This is a genomic window from Roseovarius aestuarii (assembly GCF_019966515.1).
In the GTDB taxonomy this organism is placed as follows: domain Bacteria; phylum Pseudomonadota; class Alphaproteobacteria; order Rhodobacterales; family Rhodobacteraceae; genus Roseovarius; species Roseovarius aestuarii.
Genome location: NZ_JAIMIB010000004.1, coordinates 177,179 through 197,605, shown reverse-complemented (window position 1 = coordinate 197,605; position 20,427 = coordinate 177,179). Strand labels below are relative to the sequence as shown.

Here is a 20,427-nt window from a genome sequence, read left to right as displayed (position 1 = left end):
TTATTCGATCCAGCCTTTTTCTTTGTAATACTTGGCCGCACCCGGATGCAGCGGCGCCGACAGACCGGCCGTGGCCATCTCTTCCGGCTTCAGGTTGGCGAAGGCGGGGTGCAGTTTCTTGAAGTCTTCGAAATTGTCGAAGACCGACGATACGACTGCATAGACCGCCTCTTCGCTGACCGCGTCAGAGGTTACGAACGTGGCACCCACACCGAAGGTGTTCGTTTCATTGTCGCTGCCGCGATACATGCCGCCCGGAATGGTGGCTGTGCGATAGAAGGAATTGTCGTCGATCAGCTTGTTGATCGCGTCGCCGGTCACGTTGACCAACACCGAATCGCAAGCGGTTGATGCTTCCTGAATCGATCCCGACGGGTGACCAACGGTATAGATCATCGCGTCGATCTGGTTGTCGCACAGTGCCGCCGATTGCTCGGCTGCTTTCAGCTCGGACGCAAGGGCGAAATCGCCGACGCTCCATCCCATCGCCTCCAGTACGACATCCATTGTGCCGCGCTGACCGGAACCCGGGTTGCCGATATTGACGCGTTTGCCCTTCAGGTCCTCAAAACTCGAGATACCGGCATCGGCACGCGCCACGACCGTAAACGGCTCGGGGTGTACCGAGAACACAGCGCGCAGACCTTCAAAGGCGCCGTCATCCTCGAATTTCGAGGTGCCGTTATAGGCGTGATACTGCCAATCGGACTGGGCGACGCCAAATTCCAGCTCGCCCTGACGAATAGTCTTGATGTTGTAAACAGACCCGCCGGTTGATTCGACCGAGCAGCGGATGCCGTGCTCCTTGCGGCCCTTGTTGACCAGACGGCAGATCGCACCGCCCGTCGGATAATAAACGCCGGTCACGCCACCTGTGCCAATCGTAATGAACTCTTCGGCAAAGGCTGCCGGAGCCATCACAGCCGCCATGGCGACACCTGCTACGCTAAATTTGAACTTGGAAAACATCATTTACTCCCTTTTTTTGATGCTTGTTTTTAGTTAGCCGTCGCGGACCTCCTCCAATCGACGGTTTCGGTTTTCGACCTCAGCGATGCGCGTTGTGGCTTCTGGCCCAACCCGGCTTGCAAGCATGCCGATGATGGTTTCCACCAGAAATATCGTGGCAACGTAGGACGAATAGAAATGCGGGCTTTCGGTTTTGACCAGAAAGCCCGAATCGGCATGGCGAAGCGCAGGACAGCTGTGATTGTCGGTGATCACGACCACATAGGCGCCGTTGTTTTTTGCGACTTCCGCAGCAAGCAAAACCTTTCGCGCAAATGGCGGTTTGGTCACGATGATCAATGTGTCATTCTCATCCAGCCCGGTCAGACCGCTGCCCAGCGAAGCGCCCATCCGCCCGGCCATGTGCCAGTTATCTGTCAGAAAATTGGCCATATACGACATGTACTCGGCAATCCCGGTCGACCCCAGAGCCCCCAACACTAGCACTTTGCGGGAACGGTGCAACCGGTCGACAGTTGCATCAAGCTGATCCGCGTCAATGCCACCCGACAGCGCTTCGAGGTTGGTCAAGCATGCTCTTTGATGGGCCTGAAAGAAATCGAGCGCGCCGGTTTCGTGATCATGTCGCAGACGATCAGCCCTGTCAGCGAAGCTGTTGACGCGACGGTCGATCTTGCGGCGCATCACTTCACGCAGCTGCTCAAAACTGTCGTAGTCCAAGGTACGGGCAAGGCGGGAAAAGGTGGCTGGCGCAAGTCCGGCTTCGCTGGCAACCGATCTCAGGCTGCGCGTCGCAGTATCGACGGGATTCTCGGCGACATAATTGCCAGCCTCCCGCAAACGCCTGCTCAGCCCATCGTATTTCTGGGCCAGTCTCTGTTCGAACGATCCGTCCAAACCCGCAGTCTCCCCCCTGCCGTAATGTTTTGTGAATGTTTCAAACGTTTCATGTATTGTCAATAAATGATTCATGTGTTTCATGGTTGACGTAGGGGGATATTGCCATGAACCACGTATTTCCACGCCACACCAAAGCCTTGCCACCGCGCGCCGTCCGGGGCGAAGGGGCTTATCTTTATGACGCAGACGGCAAGCAATATCTGGATGGGTCCGGCGGCGCCGCCGTGTCCTGCCTGGGTCATTCAGACCCGGACGTCATCGCCGCGATTAAGGCACAGATTGATAACATGGCCTTCGCGCATACCGGGTTTTTCACCTCGGATGCGGCCGAATCGCTCGCGGATCGTCTGATCGCTCATGCGCCAGGGGATATTGATAGGGTCTATTTCGTCTCGGGCGGGTCCGAGGCGGTCGAGGCTGCATTGAAACTGGCGCGACAGTATTTCCTGGAAATCGGCCAGCCACAGCGGTCACGTTTCATCGCACGACGGCAAAGCTATCACGGCAACACGCTGGCCGCGCTGGCCACCGGCGGTAATGCCTGGCGAAAAGAACCCTTCGCGCCGCTGATGATCGACACATCGCATATTGCGCCCTGCTATGAATATCGCGACCGTGCAGCGGACGAGACACCCGAAGCCTACGGGTTGCGTGCGGCCAATGAACTGGAGAAGGAACTGCTGCGGGTCGGTCCGGAAAATGTCATCGGCTTTCTTGCCGAACCGGTAGTGGGCGCTACAGCCGGAGCGGTGCCACCGGTGCCGGGATATTTCAAACGCATCCGCGAGATATGCGACCAATACGGCGTGCTGCTGATATTGGACGAGGTGATGTGCGGGATGGGCCGCACCGGAACGCTTTTTGCCTGCGAACAGGACGGCATCAGCCCCGATATTGTAACCATCGCAAAGGGTCTTGGCGCGGGCTATCAGCCCATCGGCGCCACGCTCTGCACCCGCGCGATCTACGAGGCGATTGAAAACGGCTCGGGCTTTTTTCAGCACGGCCACACCTATGTGGGCCACCCAACCGCCTGCGCCGCGTCGGATGTGGTGGTGACCAAGCTGACCGAGGGCGGGCTGACCGAGCGTGCCCGGGTGATGGGCGACAAGCTTGATCAAGCGTTGAAAACCGCCTTTTCGCAGCATCCGCATATCGGAGATATTCGTGGACGCGGCATGTTTCGCGGGCTTGAATTTGTCGAAGATCGCGACAGCAAGAAGCCGTTTGATCCGTCGCTGGGGATCAACAAGAAACTGAAGAAGGCGTGTTTCGAGGCCGGGCTGATCTGCTATCCGATGGGGGGCACGATCGATGGCAAGCAGGGCGACCATATCCTGCTGGCACCGCCATTCATCCTTTCCGACGCGCAGATTGACGAGTTAGTGTCGAAACTCGACATCGCCTGCCAGAACGTATTGTCATGACACCGCTTCCCCGGCTGATGGTCGCGCCAAACGGCGCACGGCTTGGCAAGGATGACCATCCGGCAATACCTGTAACCCTGCCAGAGGTCGTATCGACGGCGCGCGATTGTCATGCCGCTGGCGCCGACGGGCTGCATCTTCATTTGCGTGACAACGATGGTGCGCATATTCTGGATGCCGGTTTCTACCGCGAAGCGATTACGGAACTGACGCAAGCCGTACCCGGTCTAGCCATACAGGTCACCACCGAAGCCGTGGGCAAATACAGCGCCGATCATCAACGCGAAATCGCCCTGAATTCCGGTGCGCATCTGGTCTCGACCTCGATCCGGGAAATCATGACCGATACCGGCACGGACACGGCACGCCATTTCTTCCGCGAATGCCAAGAGGCCAGTATCGCGTTGCAATTCATCCTTTATGATCTGAGCGATCTTGAGCTTCTGAAGTCAGTACTGCCCACCGATCATTTCACATCGAAAGATCTGCAGGTCCTCTTTGTTCTGGGGCGCTATTCAACCAACCGCGATAGCAGCCCGGCCGATCTGCGGCCATTTCTGGATGAAATGCAAACAACCGGCTGGCAGCCCGACTGGGGCGTCTGCGCCTTTGGCAAGGGTGAAACATCCTGTCTGGATCTGGCCTGGTCCGAGGGCGGCAAGCTTCGCGTCGGGTTCGAAAACTCATTCTGGTCTGCCAACGACGCGCTTGCCCGCGACAACGCGCAACGAGTGCGGGAAATCGCCGAGTTGATGCAAAATCAACCTGCCACCTTATATACCTGACAGTGTGCAACATAGACGGCAAATTTCACCCGCACCCTTGCCAAGCCGCATGGAGGCTTTACAGGGTAGCACAAAGCAGTGACCGGCACGGAAAGGATCGTAGATGACTGTCCACTTGTATCAGAACGATCTGCCGGACGGGCTTGATCTGGGTCCGGTTGTCGCCATTGATTGCGAAACCATGGGGCTGAACCCGCATCGCGATCGTCTCTGCGTCGTGCAGATGTCCGGCGGTGATGGCAACGCGCACCTGGTGCAGATCAGCATCGATCAGTCAGAAGCGCCGAACCTGTCGACCATGCTGGAAGACCCTGACGTGCTGAAACTGTTTCACTTCGGTCGCTTCGACATTGCCGCGTTGCTGAATGCTTTCGGCGCCCTGGCCGCACCGGTCTATTGCACCAAAATCGCCAGCAAGCTGGTGCGCACCTACACCGATCGGCACGGGCTGAAGAATCTGCTGCAGGAGCTGCTCAATGTCGATGTTTCAAAACAACAGCAATCCTCCGATTGGGGGGCTGCCGAATTATCCGAAGCACAGCTTGACTATGCGGCATCAGACGTCCTGCATTTGCACCAACTGCGTGATGAACTGAACAAACGGCTCGAACGTGAAGGCCGCAACGACTTGGCGCAGGCTTGTTTCAACTTCCTGCCGGCCCGCGCCCGGCTTGATCTGGCCGGCTGGCCCGAGATGGATATTTTCGCACACTGATGGCCCTGTCCGACAACCTCTATTCCCAAGTGATCGCCTGGGTGAAGATCATCCTTCCCCTCGCCGCGCTTGGAATCCTGTCGACCCTTTTCCTGATTTCGCGCACGATTGATCCGACCGATTCCATTCCGATAGCACAGATTGATCTGCGGCAGCGGGCACAGGAGCTTGGGGCGACCAACCCCCAGTTCGCCGGGGTCACCGACAATGGTGACAGGATTGCGTTCCAGTCCGTCAAGGCACGTCCGGACCCTAAGGATCCCGAGCATCTGCTTGCGACGGATGTGACATCGCGGATCAACCTGAATTCAGGGTCGGTGATTGATGTCATCTCTGATCACGCCGATATGCATCAAAGCAGGCTGACTGCCACGCTGGAGGGCAATGTGCATATTTCGACCACCACCGGTTATGTCATGACGACCGACACGCTGTGGACGCGGCTTGATGAAACCTATGCCGAAACACCCGGCCAGGTCGACGGCAACGGCCCGCCGGGCGATCTGACTGCGGGTAAAATGTTACTCACCACAAATCCCGAGACCGGACAGGCAGAATTGCTTTTCACCCGCGGCGTCAAGCTGATATATACGCCGCGTCAGACCGAGGAATAATTAATCGTGTGCCGTTTGCAGTTTCTGTCTCTGCTAGTTTGCATGTTACTCGCCCCGGCGTTTACTATGGCGCAAGGTGCGCAGGTCGCGTTCGGAAGCGAAGAACATGACAGCAGTCTTCCCGTCGAAGTGACATCAGATAATCTGAACGTGGACCAAAATGATGGGACCGCGATTTTTACCGGTAACGTTCTGATCGGACAGGGAGAGATGCGCCTGTGGGCACCGCGTGTTCTGGTTGTATATCGCGAGGATCAAAGTGGCATCGAAAGCCTGAACGCGACGGGCGGCGTCACCATGATCAGTGGCGAGGATGCGGCAGAAGGCCGTCAGGCCGATTACAACGTCCAGTCCGGATTGATTGAGATGGAAGGTGACGTTTTGCTGATTCAGGGAGTTCAGGCGCTGACTGGTGATAAGTTGTTTATTGATACAAAGGCAGGAACCGCCCGCGTCACAGGCCGGGTGAAAACCGTCCTGCGGTCGACACCTGAGAACGAGTGAATGTCAAAACCCGACCTGAAGCTTGCGCATGAAAACACCGGCCTGCAGATAGAAAACCTGCGTAAGAGCTATGCCAAGCGGATCGTGATCCGCGATGTGTCGCTTAGCCTTAACCAGGGCGAGGTCGTGGCCCTGCTGGGGCCGAACGGATCGGGCAAAACAACCACGTTTTATGCCGTTGCGGGGTTGGTTTATCCTGAAGGCGGCCACGTGATGATTGATGGCCGCGAAGTGACGAACCTGCCGATGTATCGCCGCGCCAAGCTGGGCATTGGCTATCTGCCACAAGAGATGTCGATTTTCCGTGGCATGTCGGTCGAAGACAACATCACGGCGATCCTCGACATCTCGGTCGGCGAACGGCACAAGCGCCGCGAACGGCTGGAAGAGTTGTTGTCGGAGTTTTCCATCGAACATCTGCGCCGCGCGCCCGCGCTAGCCCTGTCGGGTGGTGAGCGGCGCCGGGTCGAAATTGCCCGTTGCCTGGCCGCGCATCCGAAATATCTGCTTCTTGACGAGCCTTTCGCCGGGGTGGACCCGATTTCGGTCGGTGATATCCGTCATCTGGTGGCTGATCTGAAAAAGCGCGGAATCGGCGTTCTGATTACCGATCACAATGTGCGTGAAACGCTCGAAATCGTTGATCGCGCTTATATTTTGCATGATGGGCAGGTGCTGATGTCCGGCTCTCCCGACGAGGTGGTCGAAAATGAAAATGTGCGCCGGGTCTATCTTGGCGATAATTTCCGAATTTCCTGAACACCACCTCTGGCAGCAAAAAAAAGCGCCGGTTGTTAACCCTAATCGCATTGACATCCGGGCCAAAAAGCGCGTCAATTGGGGCATGACATTTGTGTATCGCGAATTGTCCCACGGATGCTTCCCGCTTTACGGGCCGGGCTTCGGGCAAGCTGATCAAATGTCAATCTACCGCATTCGGACCTGACGTCTGGCAAGGTGCCCTCGCACCCTGCCCGCAACCGCTATGTCATATGAAGGAGACAAGATGCGCTATCAAATCAGTGGAAAACAGATCGATATTGGCGAAGCGCTGCAGGTACATGTGAAGGACGAGCTTGGCTCGGCCGTCGCAAAATACGCTGAGCGGCCAACCGACGCCCATGTTATCTTTTCCAAAAGCGCCAACGAGTTTGTCTGCGAATCCATCGTACACCTGTCAACCGGCCTGACCGCACAGGCCAAAGCACACGCGCATGAGATCTATTCCGCCTTCGATTCCTGCTGTGACAAGTTGGAAAAACAGTTACGTCGATACAAGCGTAGGTTGAAAGATCATCACAATCATAGGTCAGAACCGGTTGAAATCTCCGGAGCGTCCTCTTATATCCTCGCTTCGGAAGGCGAAGAAGCAGAATCAGAACCCGACAGCCTGCAGCCGATCATCGTCGCGGAGATGGAGACAAACATTCCCTCTCTCTCCGTTGGTGAGGCCGTAATGCAAATGGAACTGGCCGGGGCCCCTGTTCTGGTTTTTCGAAAAGAAGGCAAGGATGGATTGAACGTGGTGTACCGTCGCGACGACGGCAACATCGGCTGGATTGATCCGTAATATTGGGGTCCGGACAAATATGTTCCGGGTTCTTCGGAGCGACAAGTTAGTATGGCAATGTCAATAATCCTCAAACCCGAAGCGGTTCGAGTTCTTTCGTCTGCGACCAGCAAGAAGCGTCTGCTGCATGAAATCGGCGGCATCGCTGAACAGGCTTACGGGATGGAGCAATCCACCGTGGTCGAAGCGCTGCACGAGCGTGAAAGCTTGGGGCCAACTGGTGTTGGCAAGGGCGTGGCACTACCACATGCCCATGTTGATGGGTTGGATAAAGTCGTCGGCGCGCTGGTTTTGCTGGATACGCCTATCGACTTTGACGCGGTCGACCGTCAGCCAGTTGACCTTGCCTTTGCGCTTTTTGCCCCGCGCGAGGCCGGCGTTGAGCATCTCAAGGCACTGGCGCTTGTGTCCCGCACACTGCGAGATCCCGCTGTTTGCGCCAAATTGCGGGCCAATCAGGATCCGGCGACGCTCTATACGATTGTAACCGAATCTCAGGCTGTTCAGGCGGCCTGAGCCCGGTCGGACACGATGGTCTAGGCCCACGCCCCGAAACCGAACATCATGTAATCGCGCTGATAGACGCTTTTGACAAGGCGTTCGATTTCGTCGTCATAGATATCACCCAATGAAATGGGCTTATCCGGGGCGGGCTGAACCGGCTCGGACGGATCGGCATATCCAACCCGTTGCGCCAAGCTGCGGAGATGCTCATGCATCTCACTCTCCCGGATTATCATATCCGGCAGCGCAAACCGCGCCATTCCCTGAATGACCGCCGCCTGCGACGCCCAGTTCGCGTCTGTGCGCAAATTGGTCTGCCCCGCCAGATTAGCGCGTAGAAACTCAAGAAATGCGACGAAAGCCTGACGGTGCGCGCGTCTGTCATAGCTGTCGTCAGGCGCACCGGCGGGGATCGGAAGTTTGTGGAAATTCCGCAAAGTTTTTCGGATCTCTTCAAACGCTCCGTCTTCCGTACTTAGAATTTTTCGACAAAAGGCGCTATGTGCCCGGGCAACCGGATGCCGGATCACGGTAAAGCTTCGATGCAGGCCGCTGCGCCTTTTCCATTGACGCAGTGCTTTCTGATTCAGTTGAACGGGTAGCGCATCCTCGGTCACGCCATCCAGCGCGGCAAGCCAGGCGCACACCTCACCCTGCGGGCCGGAGCGGATCGGCATGAACAACAGCGGCGCCTTGACCCCGGCAACGTAGCCCGGCACAGCCGCACCCCGTCGCGGTTCGAAATTCGGCGTGCGCGAGATGTTGAAAAAGTCGAGCTCAGCAAGCGCCTGTTCCATCTCGTCGAAATTCGAAACCTTGCTTTGCAGCGGCATCGGGTTTTGCTTTTTGAGCGATCGGTCAAGCGTCTCAAGCGTCTCGTCGACACCAAGAAAGCGGGCCAACCCGTTGACGACATCAACGTCCTGCACATCCTCATACGCCAGGTAGAACGCCGTCTGCCCGCTGGTTTGCAACCGGCTCAGAAGCAGCAGCTGAAACGCTTGCAACTGGCTTAGGTGCTGTCCGAATTCCTCTTCGTCAAAACTGATCTTGCTGTCTTTGCGCCGTTTGACATTGGTCAGTTTCCACTGCCCTGTCGCCTGTGCGATCTTCCACGACACATAGCTATCCAGCGGGTTTCGGGTGAGGATGATCTTGGCGCAGCGTGGATCATCCAGACAGATATCCAACGCCCTCGGATCGTGATCGTGAAAAAACCGAAAGCCGCCCAGCGCATCGGGCGTCGCCTTGATCCTGTCGATCAAACGCATGGGGTCCGCATCGCGCATCGCCTGCGTTACCTCAAGGATTTCGCTTTTGTTCGGATAACCGATGAAATGCGGATTGAACGCCTCGCCACTACATTCAAGACCCGAGAACCGGTTTAGATTCGACTCGAGCAGGTTCGATCCTGTCCGCATCTCGGCAAAAACGACGAAGTAATCGAATTTGTCGCGCATCGGACCCTATCGCACCAAATAGGGTTTGCGTTTGTTCTTGTGTGGTTCATGCAGATCATGCGCCACGGGAAAATCGCCCATCAGGTAAGGGTGCATCCCCTGATTTTTCAGATTTTGCAGGAACTGGCCAAACCCTGTCAGATCGACCATCTTTGGCACTTCCGACAAACCACGTACATTCTGTTGACCGATTTCATCGATAATGGTCTGCAGCGGCTCCATCGGAGCTTCGATAAATTCCGCCATTGTCCAGATACGGATACGCGCCTTGGTCCAGGACGAGCGCAGCGCGTCCAGATGCTTGCTTTCAATCTGCTGCAGCAAAGCCGCTTCGCGCCGCAGGTCAGAGAAATTGCGGTTGGACTGGAACAGCGGTACCGCCCAGGCCCCGGTGATCACCGAAACCTGTGCGTTGGGATCTTTTATGATATCCCATTCGATCGCCTGATTGTCGCGCGGACCGAACTGGAAACATTGTCTCTCGCCGCGTGTGTTCCAGATCAGGTTGGCCAAAAAAGCGCGCGGGTTATAGTCGCGCAATGTGGCGTTATCACTGAGCGCACCGTTCATCACCGTGTGACCATCGGAAAACTCGGCACGCTCCGGTGCGAAAAGATGCCCGTGCACCCTTGTACCCGTGACCTTGGCCAGCCAGGGTTCAAAATTCTCGAAGAGATCACTGAACCCTTCAAAGACAGAATACTGCCCGCAGGTCAGTCCGTTTTCGCGTGTTTCAACCGGAAAGCGGCTTTGCATATAAAGCCCTGCGCGACCGCGCGTGCGCCGTTCGACCGCTTTGGCAAAGATACGGTCGATCTTACCGGGGTTTGGTTCCGTCCGCTTCATAGCACCGGAGGGATCGGTCAGAAAAGCCTCGTAAAGCCGGTTGGCAAAGGGCCAGATTTTGCGCGCCACGAAACAATCCGAGCGACGGAGCAGCTGCAGGTGGTCGTCGTAAAAAATATGCGGCTTGCCCTGATAATCGAACTTCGAGAGGGTGAGTGAACGACTTTCGATCTGCCGCGAATATTGCCTTGCCAGCGTCTGGAAGTAGCTTTCGTCAGGAATCCAGACCTTGCTGAAATAACGATCATATGTCTCGCGTTCGGGGTCCTGCAGAATGGCCGACAATGTCTGTCTTGTCAGGCACCACCACTGGCTGCCCATATGCGGCACAATGCCGTTGGGGATCTTTCGTTTGAAACCTATAAGACGCTGCAGTGCCACGTATTTATCGAACAGGTACTTCTGATTGCGCCAGGAAAACGGGAACCGCATCGTGAACCGTTCCTGATCCAGCCCTCCGATTGTCCAGGGGACATCAGACGTCGTCGCCGATTCAATGAAGTCGGTGCGCGGGCGTTCCTCGAGATAATCCAGTAATTCCTGTACCGGCCTGAGCGGCAGGCAGGACCCGGATGCCAGATAGACATGGCGCACATCAGGAAACTCATCCAGCATCATCTGCGACGCGCTTTGGGTTGCCGCCACCAGCCCCCAGGTGCCCCATTCGCAGCGGTGCCGCGCGCTGAACCTGACATCGGGAACATCTGCCAGCGCCCGGACGAAGTTGTTATAGTCCTTGCGAGGGACGAACTTATCGACATGGATCACCAGCGGACAGCCCACCGCCGACCAGTGCCGCACCAATTGCTCGGCGCGGTTAAAGGCCGTGTGGACCAGCATGACGATCCCGACACTCACGCTCGCTGCCCTTTCCTCATGCCCAATTCCCCTTTGACATCAGTCCGAGGATTTCCAATTGACGCCAGTTTATATACTTTTCCGACCATTTGCACCAAAGCTCTGGGTCCCCGCTGACCCGTTCGGCATAGGCCTCGTATTCCACGCTCGAGGCGTAATGCTGTCTGCGGGTCAGTTCCTCGTCCGCCTTTGCCGTAAAAGTGTCGATAAACTTGGCATGTAGCAGCACGCCGCTTGCCTGTTCACCCCCCCATTCGTCGTAAACCAGATTCAGACCGCGCGGCAGCAACATATGGGTCGAGCTTACATAGGCATAGCGCCGATTCCATTTGACCAGCGGTATCTTGTTCAGCGCCGGCGCCTTCTTGGGTTGCTCGTGAAAGAATGCCCGCGCCCGTGGACCACCCTGTATCCAGAGATTGCCGTAGAACTTGTTTTTTTCGATCATGTAATTGCCCGGATCGAACCAGCTGGCAACCTCGATCGGGTTCTGGCCCTGCCGATAAGGCACGGCATCGATCCGGCCCCTGGGATACATGTCCAGCAGCATCGCCCCAAAGGATCGCACCTGAGAGACATCAAGCCAATCGGTCAGCGCGCGAATGGGTCGGGTATCGCAAAACGGGTAAACAAACAGCTCATCGGCATCCACCACCAGGCTCCAATGGTCATGCGCATACCTCTGCTGCAGCCAGTTAAGCCAGTCGACACCGAAACGCGACCCCTTGTAGCTGGCGCGTGTGGTCCACAGCGACACATCATCCTGACCTGCAAGATATTCGCGCCCGCCATCGTCGCTGCCATTATCCACCATCAGAAAATGCGAAACGCCCAGATCGCGATAATATTGCATGAAATAGGGCAGGCGGATCATCTCGTCCCGGAACGTGCAGAACAAAAGGATGTCGCCCGGCCGTATGACACCGGTCCGGTCAGCAACCGGCCGGAGCGAAAAGTGCTTGCGATAGGCGCGGATCTTGATCCGTTTGCGCCGCAGCCGCATGCGGTATGATTGCCAAAGGCTCAATCGCTACCCTTTCGTCCCATAGCGTGCAATCGGTTCAACTTTTAAACAAAGACAATTAACCAAACCTTTTGTGGCCACGGAAACCGCGAACCTCAGGGTGCGTGTGCCATGCTGGCCTGAACGGCGTTTACCCACGATGATCCCCCAGCCTGTCGCACCGCCAGTTCATAGCCAGTTCCCCTTTGACATCAATCCCATCGCCTCCAACTGGCGCCAAGAGATCAGTTTTGTTGATCTTTCGCACCACAAATCCGGGTCGGATGTCAGCTGGTCGTAATAGCCATCGTAAAGCGCACTATTGGCAAAGTGCTCGCGCCGCTCTTTCTCCTCGGCTGATCTGGCCAGAGCCGTAGGAAGGAATTTCGAATGCAGCAGGATGCCCGATGTGATCTCGCCACCCTGGTCGTCGTAGACATGGTTCAGCACTCGCGGCAGCAGCGAGTGGGTCGAGCTGACATAGACATAACGCCGGTGCCACTTGACCAGGGGCATCTTGCTCATGGTCGGAGCCCGCCGGGGCGCTTCGGCAAAAAAACAACGTGCGCGCGCGCCGCCCTGAATCCAGAGGTTGTGCAAATCAGGCTTGCGGGTAATCGTGTAGTTACCGCCATCGAACCAACATAAGCTGCGAAACGGGTCGCCACCGGACGGACAGTCCTGCGCACTCAGCGGGCCCTTGGGATACATGTCCAGCATCAGCGCGCCAAAGGATTTGCGGTCGTTCCGCTCCAGGTAGTCGACAAGCGCCGGTAACGGCCTTGTATCGTGGTGCGGATAGATAAAGATCTCATCCGCATCCAGCGTCAGGCACCAGTGACCGTGGGCGTGACGCAGTTGCAGCCAGGTCAGCCAGTCAACGCCAAAGCGTGACAGGCGATAGCTGTGATCTGTGGACCAGAGCGATACGTCAGGTTGCCCGGCCAGATAATCACGCGTGCCGTCCTCGCTGCCATTGTCGACAATCAGGAAATGGTTGATCCCCAGCTTGCGGTGATGGTCCAGAAAATGGGGCAGGCGTAGCATTTCATTGCGCATGGTCGATGCCGCAAGAATGTCATTTCGGTTGATCTGCGCGGTTCGGTCGATAACGGGTGTCAACTGACGGCGCTTGCGGAAGGCCCGGAACAGCAATCGCCGGCGTTTCCACCGCAGCCGGTAGGCGAATGCCAGCTCCTTTACCCGTTCCATATGGTTCAACGCCCGTATCTCTGCCTCATGGGCAGAATCGGCGTTATTTGCCGTAATGTCCAGTTTGATGCCATCGCCAGGCGTCGGCGATCATCTGGTTCATCGTCGATCTTTTGGGGCGCCAGCCCAGCTCGGCCTCGGCCCGGGTCGAGCCGGATACCAGTTTGGTGCAATCGCCTGGTCGACGCGGCCCTTCGACAATTGGCACCGCGCGGTTGGTCACAGCACCCGACTGGTCAATAACCTCGCGCACGGAAAAACCGCTGCCCGTGCCAAGGTTGAAGACCCGGCTGCCCTTGCGATTTTCCAGCCATTTCAAACCCAACACATGGGCGTCCACCAGATCCAACACATGTACATAGTCGCGGATACAGGTCCCATCTGGTGTATCGTAATCCGTGCCGAAAATCGTCAGCGCATCGCGCCGCCCATCGACCGCATCCAGCATCAGCGGAATAAGATGCGTTTCCGGCTGGTGAAACTCGCCAACCTCGGCATCGGGGTCGGCGCCGGCCACGTTGAAGTAGCGAAAGATAACATGACGCATGTCATGGGCGATCTCAAAGTCGCGCAGGATATCTTCGATTGCCCGTTTGCTGGCCGCATAGGCATTGACCGGATGCTGAGCAGAATTCTCATCCAGCACCACATTGTCCTGATCGCCATAGGTCGCGCAGGTCGATGAGAACACGACATCCAGGCATCCCGCCTGCGCCGCCGCCTCTAAGAGAGTCAGTGAACCCACGACATTGTTACGCCAGTAAATCGCCGGCTCTCGGATACTTTCACCCACCTGAGTGAGTGCGGCGAAATGCATAACAGCGGCGGGTTGATACTTGGCGAAAACCTGATCCAGCCGGGCACGATCTGTCAGGTCGCCCTGCTCAAAGGGGCCGAATTTCACGGCCTCCTCCCAACCAGTGCTCAGGTTGTCAAAGGTAACGGGGGTATATCCGGCGGTTTTCAGAACCTTGCAGGCATGTGAGCCGATATACCCGGCCCCGCCGGTAACAAGAATATTGCTCAACCCATGCCCCCAGGATCTTATTGCGCTGCTTTTTCCGAGTGCACCACATCGTTCAAATAAGCCCACAAATCATCACGCAATTCATTGCGAGCAAGCGCGAAGGCAACCGTCGCCTGCAGGAACCCCGATTTAGACCCGCAGTCGAAACGTTGCCCTTTGAAACGAAAGCCGTATACCTCTTCACCTGCTTCGCGGGCGTCGGAAATGGCGTCGGTCAGCTGAATTTCGCCTCCCGCACCGGTACGTTTCTTGTTCAGCTTCTGCAACACTGTCGGCGTCAGAATATAGCGACCGATCACCGCCAGGTTGGACGGCTCTTCGCCCGGGGCGGGTTTTTCGACCATACCCTTGGTTGACACGATCGCGCCCATATCTTCCTTGATGTCGAGAATACCATATGACGATGCCTTGTCTTCGGGCACTTCCATCGCCGCAACGATATTGCTTTGGGTTTCCTCAAACGCCTCGACCATCTGCGCCAGGCAGGGTTTGTCGGCAGCAATCACGTCATCCGGCAAAATAACCGCGAAGGGTTCGTTGGCGATCAGGCGACGCGCGCACCATACCGCATGGCCCAGGCCAAGCGGCTTGTGCTGGCGCATATACGCAATCTCGCCACTGTCCATATTCGTGGCTTTGAGAATTTCCAGCAACTCGTCCTTGCCCTTGCGACGCAATTCCTGCTCAAGCTGTGGCGCCGTGTCGAAATAGTCTTCAAGTGCGCCCTTGCCGCGCGATGTCACAAAAATGAATTCCTTAATGCCTGCCGCGCGCGCTTCATCAATCGCATATTGCACAAGCGGCCGGTCAACTAATGTCATAATCTCTTTTGGGACTGATTTGGTGGCCGGCAAAAACCGCGTTCCCAACCCAGCCACGGGAAAAATCGCTTTTGTTACTTTATTACGCATTGGCTGCTCCTCAATGCTCTAACTATTTCATTACCATACATCACAAACTGCATGTTTGTGTGAAGATTAGGGGCAAAGTTGGACATTTTTGGTCTCTGCTTGCCGCTATTTGCCTCTGACCTGTCTTTCAGCGAACTATTGCGCATATTAGCTTAATATTTTGACTTAGGGCATCCCCATTTCTTTCATCATCGCCTGAATACGTGGGACGTCTTCGGGATTGTTCAACTCCCAAAACTGTCTGCCTCGTGCCTCGACCTCAACACAAAGCACCGATTGGCCGTTTTCCAGAAACCGTAATTGCTCAAGCCCTTCGAGCGTTTCAATCGGGCCGGGTCGCCATCCACGGTAATCTCTGAGCGCTGCCGGCCGATACGCATAGACACCCACATGATGAAAGACGGGTGTTTCGTCTTCATCCGCGTATTTGTGCCCGGTATAGGGGACCACTTCTTTCGAGAAATAGAGTGCATGACGATCATGTCCGAAAACAGCCGTCGTGCCACCGACCCGTCCGTTTGCGCGATCTTCCAGAAATCCGTTCAGCGCCCGGCCATCACAGCGCAACACCGGCGTGGCAACCTGTGCCGCAGCGTCGTTCTTCAGACCGTTCACAAGATCTTCGACAAACCAATGAGGTGTCAGCGGTGCATCGCCCTGAAGGTTGACAACGATCTCGTAGCCGCCACCCAGATTTTCCAGCGCCTCGGCGCAGCGTTCGGTGCCGTTTTGGCAGGTCTCCGACGTCATCACCACCTCCGCACCGAATTCCTCTGACGCCGTGCAAATGCGATCATCGTCGGTGGCAACGACAACCCGTTCGACGCCCTTGACCTGACAAGCGGCTTCCCACGAGCGCTGGATGAGCGACTTGGCCTCACCGGTGGCCCCGGTCAGCGCCACCAGCGGCTTTCCCGGATACCGTGTCGAAGCATAGCGCGCAGGAATTGCAATCAGAACAGACATCACGCCTCCTTGAGAGAAACATCGGGCGAATAGGCAATAAAGAACGGGTTGGCATAGCCTTCCTTGCCATAAACGAGCGGGCTGTGGTCGTCGAACCGAACCACCTTGCCGCCCGCACCCTGAAGAACGGCGTGACCTGCTGCCGTATCCCATTCCATTGTCCGCCCTACGCGGGGATAGATGTCCGCCTCACCGGTAGCAATCAGACAGAATTTCAGGGATGAGCCGGCGCTTTTCATATCTTTGACGGCATATTTGTTAATGTAATCGTCCGTCGCCTGGTCACGATGCGACTTGCTGGCCACTACCATCAGGGCACTATTGTTGGGGTCGGAAACCTTGATCTCGTTAATTTGGCCCAACTTTCCAACAACATGCTTATCCTGTCCAAGATAGAGTACTTCTTCTACTGCTGCGCCTTGAGGCAACGTATAGAATAGTCGGTTCTTTGCTGGTGCATAAACCACACCGCGAGTTGGCACACCGTTTTCGACATAGGCGATATTAACGGTAAAATCGCCGCGGCGGTGAATGAACTCCTTGGTGCCGTCCAGCGGGTCGACAATCAGAAACGTATCCGCGTTTTTCCCGTGTGAGGCGGCCTGCTCTTCGGTGATCAGCAGCACATCCGGAAACGCCGCGCGCAGACCCGCCGAGATCAGCGCATCCGCCGCCTCATCTGCCTCGGTTACCGGGCTGTCATCGGATTTCACCTTCACGTCGAAATCATCGGCATTGTAGATTTCCATGATCCGATCACCGGCTTCCAGCGCCAGGTCACGCATCACCTGCACAAGCTTGTCGTAATCCAAATCGCAACTCCTGAATTCGCGGTTCGTTCCCGCTTGTTGATAACTCGTTCGGCGCCCCTTATGGTACGCCGCTAACGGGACAGCAAGAAATCCGTGCAAGAAATCAGCATGCAGCCGCAGGCAAGGGGCCATGTTTCAGTACGTTAGACCAAGATCAAAGCTACATTCAGCGGTCTCGATCGTTGAATTGATCTATCATTCCGCCGTCCGTGATGTCCGCAAAGGGCACGGAAACGCGTTCTTGTCGCTCGCCAACAGCATTTTGGTAACAGTCCTTTTCGTGATGGCGTTCTACCTGATGTTCACGTTTCTGGGGTTGAAAGGGGCGAAGCTACGCGGCGACTTCCTGCTTTATATGCTCTCAGGCATTTTTCTTTACCTCACGCACATCAAGGCATTAGGCGCGGTGCTCGGGGCTGAAGGGCCTTCGTCTCCGATGCAACAGCATGCACCTATGAACACCATAATCTCGATCTCCGGCGCAGCACTCAGCTCGCTGTATATTCAGGTTCTGGCGCTGTTCGTGATTCTGTTTGTCTATCACGTGGCCGTAACACCGTTTGAGATCGCGCATCCCGTCCCGGCTTTTGCTATGGTATTGCTGGCGTGGTTTACCGGCATTGCCGTGGGCCTTGTGCTGATGGCAATTAGGCCCTGGGCGCCCGGTTTCGTTTCAATTTTCAAAACCGTTTACCAACGGGCGAATATGATCGCATCAGGCAAGCTTTTCGTGGTCAACACACTCCCGGCCTTCATGCTGAACATGTTTGACTGGAACCCGTTGTTTCATATTATAGATCAGTGCCGAGGGTTCGTTTTTGGCAACTATTTCCCGCGAAACACAAACTATGAGTACGCGCTTATCGTGGGCGTTGTGCTCATCATGATTGGTATGATGGGCGAGTTCTACACAAGGCAATATGCGTCGAGAAGTTGGGAAGCCCGGCGATAACGCAAGCCTTCGGCCCTGAATTGGCATAATCCGGGCACCGCGTCCTGCGCTGAAAAGCGCCAATCAAAAAACTGCCGACTTTTTTTTGCCACCCAGCAAATCCGCGCTTCTTTTTCGGCGCGATCCCGCCCGGCATTGCTGGGTCAGGACCCTCTGCATAGCGTCCGTCCTGCATCCGGGCGTTCCCGCACTCACGGTATCCGGCTCTGCATGACGTAACTCTTTCCGATGCACCGCCCTGACCCTGTCAGCGCGGTCAGCCCGACTGCCTGACGGCGGCCGGGGTCGGGAACTCTTTGTCTGTGCACCGGTCAATTTGGCCGGTGCATACAAACAGGTGGCGGTCGTGCCACCAGAAAGGACTTGAAAATGTCACTTCCAAGCACTTTGGAGCAGCAGATGCTGGATCTGATCAATCAGGAACGGACCGGCGCCGGCCTTGCGCCGCTGACGTTCAACGGTGATCTCAATGAGGCAAGCGAAGATCACAGTACCTGGATGCTGGGCACGGATACGTTTTCTCATACCGGCCAAAGCGGGTCGTCCGCCGGCGATCGGATTGTCGCGGCCGGATACGAACTGGAAGGCAACTGGACTTGGGGCGAAAACATCGGCTGGCAAAGCGAGCGCGGTGCACCGGGCCTTGCCGATGATGTGGAAGATATTCACCAAAGCCTGATGAATAGCCCCGGCCATCGCGCCAATATCCTCAACCCCTCGTTTGAAGAGATTGGCATCGGGATTGAGCGCGGCGACTTCGAAAACTTCGACAGCGTGATGGTCACGCAGAATTTCGGGGCAACCGATGCTGTCATGGACGACACTGACCCGCAACAGCCACCCATGCCCGACGACCCGACAACCGGCGCACCAGATGATGATGAACCACCCATTGCCGAGGGACCGGATGATGAAGCCCCAACGGACGACGAGCCTCCCGTCGCTGAAGGGCCCGATGGCGAGACGCCGGATGACGAACCGCCTGTTGCAGAAGGGCCTGATAGTGAGACGCCTGACGACGAACCCCCCGTTGCAGAAGGGCCTGACGATGAAGCTCCAGACGATGAAGAGCCTCCGGTTGCTGAGGGACCTGATGATGATACTCCGGATAGCGAACCGCCCATCGCAGACGGGCCCGACGGCGAGACACCCGATGACGAACCACCCGTCGCAGAGGGGCCTGACGATGAGACACCGGATGGCGAACCGCCTGTCGCAGAAGGGCCAGACGACGAAACACCAGATGACCAAGAGCCGCCGGTTGCGGAAGGGCCGGACGGTGAGACACCTGACGCGGAGCCACCGGTCGCCGAAGGCCCTGATCACGACGGTTTCGATGTCGATCAGTTTCTCGCCGATCTTAGCGACATGCTCGAGGGTCTCTTTGACGGGTTCGACTTCGTCGCATCGGGTGATTGCGACACCATCGACATGGAGGATGATCCGGTAACAGATACCGATTCCCTGCCGCAATCAGACGACATGGGGCAGGACGATATGGCGTTCATGTGCGATGACTGGCCAGCCGACGAGTTTGACTTTCAGGTATCGGTCAGCGTTACGATTGAATTCGATCTGGTCTGACCACGAAAAATCAACGGGAGGGGCGCGATCGCGCCCCTCTTCTTTTCCCAACTAGTCCACAACCCGGCAGGTCAGATTGATCCGCCCGCCTTTCGGCATCAGCGCCGAGCTACCCAGTTTGATGCGGTCGACTCCATGATACAGCAGACGCGCTTCACCGCCCATCACCACGACATCGCCTGACTGCAGCCAGATCGACTCGGTTTTGCCGCCACGGGTTGCGTTGCCGACCCGGAACAGCCCTTCATCACCCAGCGATACCGACAGGACCGGCCAGTTGAAATCCGCCTCGTCGCGATCCTGATGCATCCCCATCTTGGCGCCCTCACCATAAAAATTGATCAGGCAGCAATCGGGATCGCGCGCATCACTCACAAGCTCCCGCCAAATCGCAAGCACCCGGTCAGGGATTGCAGGCCACGCCGAGCCATTGGGATGGGATGGTGCATAGCGATAACCGGACTTGTCCGAAAACCACCCGTATTTCCCGGCCGAGGTCATTCGAACCGACATCGGTTTTCCGTAAGGTGTCATCGGCGAAAAGAGCGGCGCCGCCGCCACGACATCGCGCAAATCGGCCAGAAGCACAGCCTGCGCATCAGCGCTCAAAAAACCTTTGAAAACATGGAATCCCCGGATGGAGATGGTTGCTGCGCACATACTGCCCTCGTTTGACCCGCCTTAACTGCACATTTTAACGCAAAATAGCAAAATCTGCGCCCTTCAGGCGGTTGCAGGGCCAGTTTCCGCTGCCTATATACGCCGGGAAGCACGGCAACCCCTTAGGGGGGCGCCGTCAAATCATCGG

21 protein-coding genes are annotated in these 20,427 nt (G+C 56.6%); 10 read left to right on the top strand and 11 right to left on the bottom strand.

The genetic code is table 11. From position 1 onward, the window contains the following. Positions 1-969, bottom strand: a complete 969-nt coding sequence (locus LC334_RS07925) for a TAXI family TRAP transporter solute-binding subunit (RefSeq protein ID WP_085800052.1) — start codon at positions 967-969, stop codon at positions 1-3. A gap of 33 nt (positions 970-1,002) precedes the next feature. Next, positions 1,003-1,866 (bottom strand): MurR/RpiR family transcriptional regulator, encoded by an 864-nt coding sequence (locus LC334_RS07920; RefSeq protein WP_223412914.1) that lies wholly within the window; start codon positions 1,864-1,866, stop codon positions 1,003-1,005. A gap of 107 nt (positions 1,867-1,973) precedes the next feature. Between LC334_RS07920 and LC334_RS07915 the strand changes: the two genes are divergently transcribed. The 8 genes from LC334_RS07915 (at position 1,974) to LC334_RS07880 (ending at position 8,000) form a co-directional block, all read left to right on the top strand. After that, positions 1,974-3,296, top strand: a complete 1,323-nt coding sequence (locus LC334_RS07915) for an aspartate aminotransferase family protein (RefSeq protein ID WP_085799877.1) — start codon at positions 1,974-1,976, stop codon at positions 3,294-3,296. Continuing rightward, entirely contained in the window at positions 3,293-4,081 is a 789-nt protein-coding gene (locus tag LC334_RS07910; RefSeq protein ID WP_085799878.1) for a BKACE family enzyme, read from the top strand. Before LC334_RS07915 ends, LC334_RS07910 begins: the two co-directional genes overlap by 4 nt. 103 nt (positions 4,082-4,184) lie before the next feature. Beyond that, positions 4,185-4,796, top strand: coding sequence for a ribonuclease D (locus LC334_RS07905; protein WP_085799879.1), 612 nt, complete (start codon positions 4,185-4,187; stop codon positions 4,794-4,796). Next, the gene (gene lptC, locus LC334_RS07900) at positions 4,796-5,410 is read left to right on the top strand and encodes an LPS export ABC transporter periplasmic protein LptC (protein WP_085799880.1); all 615 of its coding nucleotides are present in this window, start codon (positions 4,796-4,798) and stop codon (positions 5,408-5,410) included. The genes LC334_RS07905 and lptC overlap by 1 nt, the downstream gene beginning before the upstream one ends. Before the next feature lie 42 nt (positions 5,411-5,452). Then, positions 5,453-5,914 carry a lipopolysaccharide transport periplasmic protein LptA gene (gene lptA, locus LC334_RS07895; RefSeq protein WP_085799881.1) on the top strand — a complete coding sequence of 154 codons (462 nt, stop codon included), beginning with the start codon at positions 5,453-5,455 and terminating at the stop codon, positions 5,912-5,914. Continuing rightward, the gene (gene lptB, locus LC334_RS07890; RefSeq protein ID WP_085799882.1) at positions 5,915-6,673 is read left to right on the top strand and encodes an LPS export ABC transporter ATP-binding protein; all 759 of its coding nucleotides are present in this window, start codon (positions 5,915-5,917) and stop codon (positions 6,671-6,673) included. Positions 6,674-6,920: 247 nt separating this feature from the next. Then, the gene (gene hpf / locus LC334_RS07885; protein WP_085800054.1) at positions 6,921-7,484 is read left to right on the top strand and encodes a ribosome hibernation-promoting factor, HPF/YfiA family; all 564 of its coding nucleotides are present in this window, start codon (positions 6,921-6,923) and stop codon (positions 7,482-7,484) included. A 51-nt stretch (positions 7,485-7,535) separates the two neighbouring features. Continuing rightward, complete coding sequence (locus LC334_RS07880) at positions 7,536-8,000, top strand: PTS sugar transporter subunit IIA (protein WP_085799883.1); 465 nt, start codon at positions 7,536-7,538, stop codon at positions 7,998-8,000. A gap of 20 nt (positions 8,001-8,020) precedes the next feature. Here the strand turns inward: LC334_RS07880 and LC334_RS07875 are convergent, their stop codons facing one another. The 8 genes from LC334_RS07875 to cysQ all read right to left on the bottom strand — a co-directional run bounded on the left by LC334_RS07875 (position 8,021) and on the right by cysQ (position 17,083). Next, a complete protein-coding gene (locus LC334_RS07875; RefSeq protein WP_085799884.1) occupies positions 8,021-9,448 on the bottom strand; it encodes a sulfotransferase family 2 domain-containing protein in 1,428 nt (475 codons plus the stop codon). 6 nt (positions 9,449-9,454) lie between these two features. Beyond that, positions 9,455-11,152: a DUF5927 domain-containing protein gene (locus LC334_RS07870; protein ID WP_085799885.1), complete on the bottom strand. Its 1,698-nt coding sequence runs from the start codon at positions 11,150-11,152 to the stop codon at positions 9,455-9,457. 16 nt (positions 11,153-11,168) lie between these two features. Continuing rightward, entirely contained in the window at positions 11,169-12,155 is a 987-nt protein-coding gene (locus LC334_RS07865) for a glycosyltransferase family 2 protein (protein WP_085799886.1), read from the bottom strand. Between the two features lie 189 nt (positions 12,156-12,344). Further along, complete coding sequence (locus tag LC334_RS07860) at positions 12,345-13,367, bottom strand: glycosyltransferase family 2 protein (protein WP_085799887.1); 1,023 nt, start codon at positions 13,365-13,367, stop codon at positions 12,345-12,347. 43 nt (positions 13,368-13,410) lie between these two features. Beyond that, on the bottom strand, positions 13,411-14,394 hold the full coding sequence (gene galE / locus LC334_RS07855; RefSeq protein ID WP_085799888.1) for a UDP-glucose 4-epimerase GalE: 984 nt from the start codon (positions 14,392-14,394) through the stop codon (positions 13,411-13,413). A 17-nt stretch (positions 14,395-14,411) separates the two neighbouring features. Next, complete coding sequence (locus LC334_RS07850) at positions 14,412-15,305, bottom strand: UTP--glucose-1-phosphate uridylyltransferase (protein WP_085799889.1); 894 nt, start codon at positions 15,303-15,305, stop codon at positions 14,412-14,414. A 165-nt stretch (positions 15,306-15,470) separates the two neighbouring features. Beyond that, positions 15,471-16,271, bottom strand: coding sequence for a 3-deoxy-manno-octulosonate cytidylyltransferase (gene kdsB / locus LC334_RS07845; protein ID WP_085799890.1), 801 nt, complete (start codon positions 16,269-16,271; stop codon positions 15,471-15,473). Further along, positions 16,271-17,083 carry a 3'(2'),5'-bisphosphate nucleotidase CysQ gene (gene cysQ, locus LC334_RS07840; RefSeq protein WP_085799891.1) on the bottom strand — a complete coding sequence of 271 codons (813 nt, stop codon included), beginning with the start codon at positions 17,081-17,083 and terminating at the stop codon, positions 16,271-16,273. The genes kdsB and cysQ overlap by 1 nt, the downstream gene beginning before the upstream one ends. 130 nt (positions 17,084-17,213) lie before the next feature. Here cysQ and LC334_RS07835 point away from each other — a divergent pair, with 130 nt between their 5' ends. Then, positions 17,214-18,035 (top strand): ABC transporter permease, encoded by an 822-nt coding sequence (locus LC334_RS07835; RefSeq protein WP_085799892.1) that lies wholly within the window; start codon positions 17,214-17,216, stop codon positions 18,033-18,035. A 369-nt stretch (positions 18,036-18,404) separates the two neighbouring features. After that, a complete protein-coding gene (locus tag LC334_RS07830; RefSeq protein ID WP_085799893.1) occupies positions 18,405-19,619 on the top strand; it encodes a CAP domain-containing protein in 1,215 nt (404 codons plus the stop codon). Between the two features lie 51 nt (positions 19,620-19,670). On the opposite strand, the gene LC334_RS07825 is transcribed toward LC334_RS07830, so the two are convergent. After that, positions 19,671-20,279: an alpha-ketoglutarate-dependent dioxygenase AlkB family protein gene (locus tag LC334_RS07825; RefSeq protein ID WP_085799894.1), complete on the bottom strand. Its 609-nt coding sequence runs from the start codon at positions 20,277-20,279 to the stop codon at positions 19,671-19,673. Positions 20,280-20,427 lie beyond the last annotated feature (148 nt).